The organism is Aliivibrio sifiae (genome assembly GCF_002954705.1).
Taxonomy (GTDB): domain Bacteria; phylum Pseudomonadota; class Gammaproteobacteria; order Enterobacterales; family Vibrionaceae; genus Aliivibrio; species Aliivibrio sifiae_A.
In genome coordinates this window covers 461,253-469,427 of the sequence record NZ_MSCO01000002.1, presented here as the reverse complement: position 1 = coordinate 469,427, position 8,175 = coordinate 461,253, and the positions used below count along the sequence as shown (strand labels likewise).

Genomic DNA, 8,175 nt, shown 5'->3' with positions numbered 1-8,175 from the left:
CGCAATAACACGTGCTGAACGCCTTACTTACCAAACTCAATTATACTCTAAACCGCGAATGCCGAGTGTAATAAGCATCGTGTTGATTGCTTTGTTATACCGTTACTTAATCTACTTTTTCAACAGCTTTCGCCCCTAAGACAGCTAAACCACCAAGTAAAATTGACCAACCTAGAAATTTTGCAAATTTAGGATTCTCGGAACATAGACCAACTAAAGCTATTCCTGCACCAGCGCCTACTACACCGGCAGTAACCTGTGTAGATGTTACCTTTAATCCTGTTGCCCACTTAACAAAGTGCTCACAGTTCTTAGATGTTACGGAATAAGGCCATAGACCAATTTGAGACCTAGCATCCGATAACACCTCAGATATAGGTTTAGAAAATTTAGCGTTTGTAACGTAGGTCTTTTTACCTTGGGTAACATCATGCCAAGGTTCTTCTTGAACTGTCCCATTTCTTTGTGTTGCGGATATTAATAGCGGTGTTCCTTTAGTACATACTTTGTCAGTAACAATAGACCAATGTTGGTAAACACCAAAATCTGATACAAGAACATCACCAGGTTTTACAGATATAGTTTTCAAAATTTAATCCTTTAAAATATTAACCTTTTATATATTGTGGCTATTGGCGTAATTTCAAGGTATTTGACGCAAAAAGAAACGGTATAACGCCTGCATAACACGTTTACTACCATGCAAATATACCTAAAATTGACGCCTTAAAACGAGAAACACTCGGCAAACTGACAATGCCGAATGTAGTAAATCGTGTTGATGCAATTGTTATGTGCATTTAGGTATTGTCACTTTGACGATATAAGGTCTTTAATCTGTGAGATATTTTTATTGTGTTTATATGTACAATGATCACCTATTGCCATTGCCAAAACCCAACAAATAATAGGACCAATAATTGTAGAAGCAGACATAAATGCAATAATACAAAGAACTAACGCTGCGGCTATTGACGAATAAAATAAGCCAAGTGGTCCAAAGAAAAGCGTAAGTAAAAAAGAAACCAACCTAGATTTTTCATTAAGATTCATATACCAACCTGTATAGATAGTAAAATTATTTAATTTTTATAGAGCGCTATTTTATACAATAAAGAACACTTGACAAGATAAATAGACAACTAAACTGACTTCAGCACATAACATTTAATTATACCAACTAGATTCGCAATTTCTTCCGAGTCTATTCCACCACAACTAAATCACGATATTTTACTTTAAAACCAATACAATAACTTATTTTCGACCCGAAAAAAGAACTAAAATATCTGAATATGATTCGTATATCCCATTTTTATAGCCTTGTGCATGTAACTGATTAATCTAATATTTCCATTAAATTAATAACTACATTACAAATATGCGAAACTAAATTGCGAGTTAAACTTAAGTCACTACACTCACCTTATCATTCACAAAAATCAGTTATTATGGATATTCCATTAAACCTTAATCCAAGCTCACAACGTTTTACAGATCAATTACGTATTTTTATTCGTACGCGTGGCCTCGCTTATAATACAGAGAAACATTATATTTACTGGATAAGCAATTTTATTCGTTATAAAAATTACACATCAAAAGATGAAATCGAGGCATTTGATATCCCAAGCTACCTCGAGCATCTTGTAATAAAGCAAAATGTGTCTCCTAATACACAAAAAACGGCATTAAATGCCCTGATATTTTTATGTCGCGAGTTTTTACAGCAATCAGTCGATAACTTGGATTTTAAACGTTCTAAAAAAGCAACTAAACTGCCAACAGTATTTACTCATAATGAAGCTATATCTGTAATAAACGAATTAAAACATCCTGTAAAATTGATAGCACAACTGATGTATGGCAGTGGATTAAGAATAAACGAATCGTTACGCCTCAGAGTTAATGATATCGATATAGATAAAAAAATCATTACCATTAAAAGCGGAAAAGGCAATAAAGATCGAACATCAATCTTACCTGACAGCGTTATTGAAGCGATTAAAACCCAGCTCGATTTTGTAAAACAACAGCATAAACTCGATGCTTTAAATGGCAACGATGAAGTTTATATGCCTTACGCTTTAGCTGAAAAATACCCAACACAAGCCAAAAGTTATGGTTGGCAATATGTTTTTCCATCACCACAGTTAAGTAATGATCCTCGTTCAGAAAAATATCGACGCCATCATCTGTTAGATAGAACGGTTCAATCTGCTGTTAGAAAAGTAATACAAAAGGTTGGTATAGATAAGAAAGCAAGTTGCCACACATTTAGACATAGTTTTGCTACACGAATTTTAGAAAGAGGAGCAGATTTAAGAACAATACAAGAATTATTGGGTCACTCTGATATCAAAACGACCCAAATTTACACGCATGTTATCGGTCTACATTTTTCAGGGACAAAAAGTCCACTGGATTTCGACTAATAACACTTACATCTCATATTGGCGATGTTTTAGTGAGTAAAAAATAGCTTTTACTGCTTTCGCCAAAAAAATCACTGCGATAATAACAAAAACTTTACTCGCAATAAAACCAGGGGCTAAATATGAAACGATGGCAAAAAAAGCACCGATAAGTGCAGATAACATCCACTCTTTTTGCATGATTACATTACCAACCGAGCCATTTCAATTCCTGAACCTTTTACTCCATCGATGTTTTCAATAATAGAATCATTGATGAATAAGATATCAGCTTCAATTTGCTCTGATAACCACACTGATTTTGCATCTAGTGTTGGTAAGTTATCCCAATCACGATTAATCGCATTAGCCAAACGTACTGTTGCGGCTAATGGAGAATAAATATTATCTATTTTGGGCTCATACTGTTCAGAGATAGCAAAAACCAATCCTTCAGAAAAAGACCAACTCTCGGCCAATTTAGCACCTAAAATTGCGCTATCAGTACCAATCGTTGAGCGCTGTGCTGTAACTTTATTACTGCCAGCTTCAATCTTTTCAAAAATAGTTGGAACTTGTTCAGCCATTACCGTGTAAATCATTAAATCGCCAATATTATGTAACATGCCAGCAGTAAAGGCACTATTTGGATTTACTGAACAACTTTGAGCTATCGCTTTACTCAGAATCGCGACTTCAAACGTTTCTTGCCAGAACATTTCTAAGTCAATCACTTCCACGTACGGGAAGGCACTAACCAGAGAAGATGCGATAATCAATGTTTTTAACGGTTCAAGACCCAAACGCACAACCGCTTGATCAACGGATGAGACACTTTTGCCTCGAGAAAAATGTGCTGAGTTCGCTAAACGAATAACACGAGCACTAACCACTTGTTCCATTGAAATAGTGCGAGCCAGTTCTTGAAGCTCTACTTCGGGATCATTCACAAGTTCCATCATCTCACGGATCACTTTAGGGATCTTTGGTAACTCATGCGCATGACTTAAAATTTCATTTTGTTCCATTTTCTTCTCCACAACAAGTCGCTACTTTTTCTTTTTCATCACGGCAACAGTAAAACGACTGGTGCAGACTAAGCGTTCTCGTTGATCTCTAATATCAATTAGCCAAACTTGGGTTGTTGCACCTAAATGCATTGGTTTTGCAGTGGCGTAAACGGTACCTTCTCGTACTGCACGAATGTGATTGGCATTTATATCCAACCCCACGCAATATTTTGATTCATCAACACACCAATTAGCAGCAATAGAAGCAACTGACTCGGCTAGCGCAACAGAAGCTCCACCATGCAGCATTCTAAGAGGCTGATGCACTGTTGAATTTACTGGCATTGACGCTGTAATGGAGTCATCAGTGTACTGACAATACTCAATATTTAATGCTTCCATCAAGGTATCTCGGGATGTTGAATTTAATATTGCCAAGTCCATCGGACGCTTCCAAATACTCATCGCCTATCCTTAAATTATCTTTGCTAATGTGTATCGCCTCAGTTTACACCCAACAAAGCAGATCAAAAACACATTTTCACTTGTTGTCTGCTTTTAGTAGCTGATAAACTTCACAAAATTTTCCACTTTCTAATTAATAGGCTTGATATGTTAAATAAAAGCATGATCACTAATTTAATCTCACTACTCTTGTTAGCAGTCGGTTATTACATGCAACAAAATACTCTGTACTATATTGGCTTATTTGCTTTTTCTGGTGCATTAACTAACTGGCTTGCCATTCATATGTTGTTTGAGAAAGTTCCAGGCCTATATGGTTCTGGTGTGATTCCAGCGCGATTTGAAGAGTTTAAAGCCAGCATCAAACACTTGATGATGGAACAATTCTTCACAAAATCAAATGTAGATAAATTCCTATCTAAAGAGATGGCATCGGCAACGAATATTAATCTAGAACCTGTGATTGAAAAAATCGACCTATCGCCTGCGTTTGATTCTTTAGTGGAGGTGATCATGAACTCTCAATTTGGAGGCATGTTAGCAATGATGGGCGGCAGTGAAGCAATTCAACCGATGCGCGACCCTTTTATTGAAAAGATGAAGATTTCGATTACAGAGATCAGCCAGCAAGATCAATTCAAACTCGCTTTGAAAGAAGAATTAGAAAGCCCTGCGATGATGGATGATATTCAAGTCACTATTGAAGAGATCATTGACCAACGTCTTAACGAACTCACACCTAAATTAGTTAAAGAGATGGTTCAAGATATGATTAAAAAGCACCTAGGTTGGCTTGTAGTTTGGGGTGGTATCTTTGGTGGTGTGATTGGCCTTTTATCTACGCTAATACAATAATCCGATTTCAAACATATAAATACAAAAATGCCAGCCGTTCAATTGAAATGCTGGCATTTTTATTTAGATAAAGAACAAATTCAACAATTAGTGAATTGGGGCTTCATCATCTGCATTAAACTTACCAAAATGCGCTTCAAGGATTTCAGGAGTCAACTCCCCTGCTTCTTCAAGGCGTTTAAGCTCTGCAACAATCGCTTTTTGCTCTTCTATAGAAGGCAGTGCGACTTCTGGTTGATCTGAACCTTGTTGAACCATATCTTGCAGTTCTTTTTCGATATCACTCATGATTACTTTCTCAATTCACTAAAACAATTACGGAGATTCTACAAGAAATCTCCGTAAAAGGTAAACCTAAAGCAGTCAGTTATACTTTAAATGCACCAACTAATTGATCTAATCGTTGTGAAAGTTCGTTAAGTTGTTGACTCGAATCAGCTAATTCTTGTGCTGTTGCCGTGGTTAGCTCATTAATGCCATTAATCTCTTCGATATTTTGGTTAATTGTATACACCACGGTTGATTGCTCTTCTGTTGCCGTTGCTACTTGCGTATTCATATCTGAGATATCAGTAATGCTTAATGCAATACCTGCTAAAACATCTGTTGCAGTATCAGCTGATTGAACACCACGAGCCGTTACAGTGTGACTTGCTTCCATTGCCGTTACTGCATTTTGAGCTTCAGTTTGCAGTTGGTCTATCATCTTTTGAATTTCATCAGTAGATTCAGATGTACGGCTTGCTAATTGGCGAACTTCATCAGCCACCACTGCAAAACCACGACCGTGCTCACCAGCTCTCGCCGCTTCAATTGCTGCATTCAATGCCAGTAAGTTAGTTTGATCTGAAATTCCGCGAATAACATCCAAGATTGAACCAATGTCTTGTGTCGTTCCTGCAAGTTGTTCCACCACATGACTGACTTGAACTAAATCACCTTCAAGCTGAGTAATAGCATCACGAGATTCAATCACAGTTTGGCGGCCATTTTGTGTACTCACTTCAGCATTGCTTGCCGATTGAGCTGCATTTGCCGCATTTGAAGCGATTTCATTAATCGTACTGCCCATTTGATTAATCGCCGTAACCACTTGTAAGGTTTGATCGCGTTGCATTTCACTGTTATCACGCGTTGAGGTTGCTTTGAGTGCAACATTTTCTGCTGTGGTATGCAGTACATGCCCAGTTTCAACAACTTCAGAAACTGTTGCGTGAATTTTCTCAACAAAACCATTAAAGCCTTTTGAAAGCTCTGCAATCTCATCATTTCCTTTCACTTCGATACGATGAGTTAAATCCCCTTCACCTTCACCAAGCTCATGAAAGCGGTGTGCTAATTCTTTAATTTTATTCGTGATCGAGCCTGCTCCCCAAATCGCTAATGTAATAAAGATAGCAATGATCACTAATATAGATAGGATGATTTCTTCTGTTGAGCTATAAAGACTTTCAAATACTTCGCCTACAGGCACTTCTGCAACAATAAACCATTCCATTGATGGGATATAATGAGAAGCGATAAAAATCTCTTTACCATTTTTTTCAATGCGGCTTAAATTAAACGCTTGTTTGGTTAACAATGTTGATGCTTCTGCACTCACCAGATTACGAATTGATTGTTTTCCCATGATACTACTGTCTTTATGAATTTTAATGTCACCATTACCATCCATTAAATACACAAAACCAGTCTTCTCAATTCTAAAACCGTTTAATAATGACACCATATCATCAAGAGATTTAGATAACCCTGCCATTGATGTACCATTTAGCTGCTGAAAATTAACAAACAGTTTCACTTCACCATTTTTCTCAGTAAAGACATTCAACATTCGCTCAGGGCCATTTTGAGTAAACCCAAAAAACCAACCATCTTGTTGCTGAGTTAATTGACGTAAAAAACCGTCTTGGTTCCAATAATACGCTGTTTTACGGTTTGCTACTGACGCATCATTCAATTGATGTTGTTGTTTTAGTTTATTCAGTTGAGCAATCAGTAGTGTTTGATCTTCAGGTGAAATATTAGGGTTTGAAATAGCATCAATAATAAATGGATTATTTGCCATTTGCTCTGCCGCCGAAGAGATAACCGCGACTTCTTTATCAACTTCACCACCAATCTGTTTAAGGATGGTAGGTAACTCAAGCGTCGTTAAACGCTCATCAAGAGTCTCGAATGCTTTGGTTTGGGCAACAATACCCACAAGTGAAGTCGATGCAATAATCGCTATTACGATGCCTGCTACGAGTTTCTGTTTTATTGTTAGATTAATCATAATTTTTCCACCGCTAAAATAGATTTTCTATATAACGGCAGGGCGTACCATTACTTTAATAAATAACTGCAATTTAATTCATTAGCTAAATGGTTGAATAATCAAAATTAAACCTCATCTATTAAGGAACTAATGTGATTTTAATAAGTCACAAAGAAATAATTACTACATAATCCAGAAAATGGGTGATATATGCCAGCGTTAAAAGTTCAACAATTACAAACTTATCTTGAATCTCAAGTCATTGGTCAGCCTGCATTAGTGAAGCAGTTATTAATAGCCCTTCTTGCTGATGGCCATATTTTAGTTGAAGGCCCTCCTGGTCTTGCGAAGACCCGTGCTGTTAAGATTTTGGCTGATTCGATCGAGGGGGATTTCCACCGCATCCAATTTACTCCGGATCTATTGCCTTCAGATTTAACCGGGACGGATATTTATCGCCAAGAAACGGGAGAATTTACCTTCCAACCGGGCCCTATCTTTAATTCATTGGTTCTTGCAGATGAAATCAACCGTGCCCCAGCTAAAGTGCAAGCGGCGATGCTTGAAGCGATGGCTGAAAAACAAATCACTGCAGGTCGCAATACGTATCAATTACCAGAGCTATTTTTGGTGATGGCGACACAGAACCCGATTGAACAAGAAGGGACATACCCTCTACCAGAAGCGCAACTTGACCGTTTCTTAATGCATCTGGATGTTGATTACCCAGGCGCTGAAGATGAATTAGCGATTCTGCGTTTAAACCGTGGTGAAGCCCTAGGTGAGCAAGCAGAGAAACCACAACCTTTAGCGCAAAGTGAAATATTTAAAGCGCGTAAAGAAGTTCTCTCGATTTACATGGCGCCTGAAATTGAGCAATACATTATTCGTATTACCATGGCGACACGTAAGCCAGAGCAATACTGCCAAGACTTAGCGAAGCAACTAGAAATGGGCGTGAGTCCTCGTGCAACGTTAGCACTTGATCGCTGTGCTCGTGCGCATGCATGGTTAGCTGGTCGTGATTTTGTTAGCCCTGAAGATGTACAAGCGATGGCCTACCCTGTGTTACGTCATCGCCTGTTGTTAAGCTTCCAAGCACAAGCGGAAGGGACAACTGCAAATAAAGTGGTTGAGCGATTATTACAAATGGTTGCGGCTTCTTAACGTC

General features: G+C 37.9%; 9 protein-coding genes. 3 read left to right on the top strand and 6 right to left on the bottom strand.

The annotated features are described in order from the left end of the window. Positions 1-106 precede the first annotated feature (106 nt). Positions 107-589, bottom strand: coding sequence for a lecithin retinol acyltransferase family protein (locus BTO22_RS13050; RefSeq protein WP_061005965.1), 483 nt, complete (start codon positions 587-589; stop codon positions 107-109). Between the two features lie 862 nt (positions 590-1,451). Between BTO22_RS13050 and BTO22_RS13040 the strand changes: the two genes are divergently transcribed. Then, on the top strand, positions 1,452-2,435 hold the full coding sequence (locus BTO22_RS13040; RefSeq protein ID WP_105056561.1) for an integron integrase: 984 nt from the start codon (positions 1,452-1,454) through the stop codon (positions 2,433-2,435). Between the two features lie 6 nt (positions 2,436-2,441). Here BTO22_RS13040 and BTO22_RS13035 read toward each other — a convergent pair whose 3' ends face one another. From BTO22_RS13035 to BTO22_RS13025, 3 genes are read right to left on the bottom strand one after another with little or no spacing between them, the layout of a single operon-like run. After that, positions 2,442-2,615: a hypothetical protein gene (locus BTO22_RS13035; protein WP_105055902.1), complete on the bottom strand. Its 174-nt coding sequence runs from the start codon at positions 2,613-2,615 to the stop codon at positions 2,442-2,444. Positions 2,616-2,617: 2 nt separating this feature from the next. After that, a complete protein-coding gene (locus tag BTO22_RS13030; RefSeq protein ID WP_105055901.1) occupies positions 2,618-3,442 on the bottom strand; it encodes an HDOD domain-containing protein in 825 nt (274 codons plus the stop codon). 21 nt (positions 3,443-3,463) lie between these two features. Next, positions 3,464-3,889 (bottom strand): hotdog fold thioesterase, encoded by a 426-nt coding sequence (locus tag BTO22_RS13025; RefSeq protein WP_060993025.1) that lies wholly within the window; start codon positions 3,887-3,889, stop codon positions 3,464-3,466. A 147-nt stretch (positions 3,890-4,036) separates the two neighbouring features. Between BTO22_RS13025 and BTO22_RS13020 the strand changes: the two genes are divergently transcribed. Beyond that, positions 4,037-4,744: a hypothetical protein gene (locus BTO22_RS13020; protein ID WP_061037456.1), complete on the top strand. Its 708-nt coding sequence runs from the start codon at positions 4,037-4,039 to the stop codon at positions 4,742-4,744. An 87-nt stretch (positions 4,745-4,831) separates the two neighbouring features. Here the strand turns inward: BTO22_RS13020 and BTO22_RS13015 are convergent, their stop codons facing one another. Together BTO22_RS13015 and BTO22_RS13010 are read right to left on the bottom strand one after the other, a co-directional pair. Then, positions 4,832-5,032, bottom strand: a complete 201-nt coding sequence (locus tag BTO22_RS13015) for a hypothetical protein (RefSeq protein ID WP_061037457.1) — start codon at positions 5,030-5,032, stop codon at positions 4,832-4,834. 79 nt (positions 5,033-5,111) lie between these two features. Further along, positions 5,112-7,022 (bottom strand): methyl-accepting chemotaxis protein, encoded by a 1,911-nt coding sequence (locus BTO22_RS13010; RefSeq protein ID WP_105055900.1) that lies wholly within the window; start codon positions 7,020-7,022, stop codon positions 5,112-5,114. A 192-nt stretch (positions 7,023-7,214) separates the two neighbouring features. On the opposite strand from BTO22_RS13010, the gene BTO22_RS13005 reads away from it, so the two are divergent. Continuing rightward, positions 7,215-8,171, top strand: a complete 957-nt coding sequence (locus BTO22_RS13005) for an AAA family ATPase (protein WP_105055899.1) — start codon at positions 7,215-7,217, stop codon at positions 8,169-8,171. The last annotated feature ends 4 nt before the right edge of the window (positions 8,172-8,175 follow it).

Excerpts from the sequence above, each read along its gene's own strand:
- BTO22_RS13010 (WP_105055900.1), bottom strand. The coding sequence starts at position 7,022 with ATGATTAATCTAACAATAAAACAGAAACTCGTAGCAGGCATCGTAATA.
- BTO22_RS13040 (WP_105056561.1), top strand. The coding sequence starts at position 1,452 with ATGGATATTCCATTAAACCTTAATCCAAGCTCACAACGTTTTACAGAT.
- BTO22_RS13020 (WP_061037456.1), top strand. The coding sequence starts at position 4,037 with ATGTTAAATAAAAGCATGATCACTAATTTAATCTCACTACTCTTGTTA.
- BTO22_RS13025 (WP_060993025.1), bottom strand. The coding sequence starts at position 3,889 with ATGAGTATTTGGAAGCGTCCGATGGACTTGGCAATATTAAATTCAACA.
- BTO22_RS13035 (WP_105055902.1), bottom strand. The coding sequence starts at position 2,615 with ATGCAAAAAGAGTGGATGTTATCTGCACTTATCGGTGCTTTTTTTGCC.
- BTO22_RS13030 (WP_105055901.1), bottom strand. The coding sequence starts at position 3,442 with ATGGAACAAAATGAAATTTTAAGTCATGCGCATGAGTTACCAAAGATC.
- BTO22_RS13015 (WP_061037457.1), bottom strand. The coding sequence starts at position 5,032 with ATGAGTGATATCGAAAAAGAACTGCAAGATATGGTTCAACAAGGTTCA.
- BTO22_RS13005 (WP_105055899.1), top strand. The coding sequence starts at position 7,215 with ATGCCAGCGTTAAAAGTTCAACAATTACAAACTTATCTTGAATCTCAA.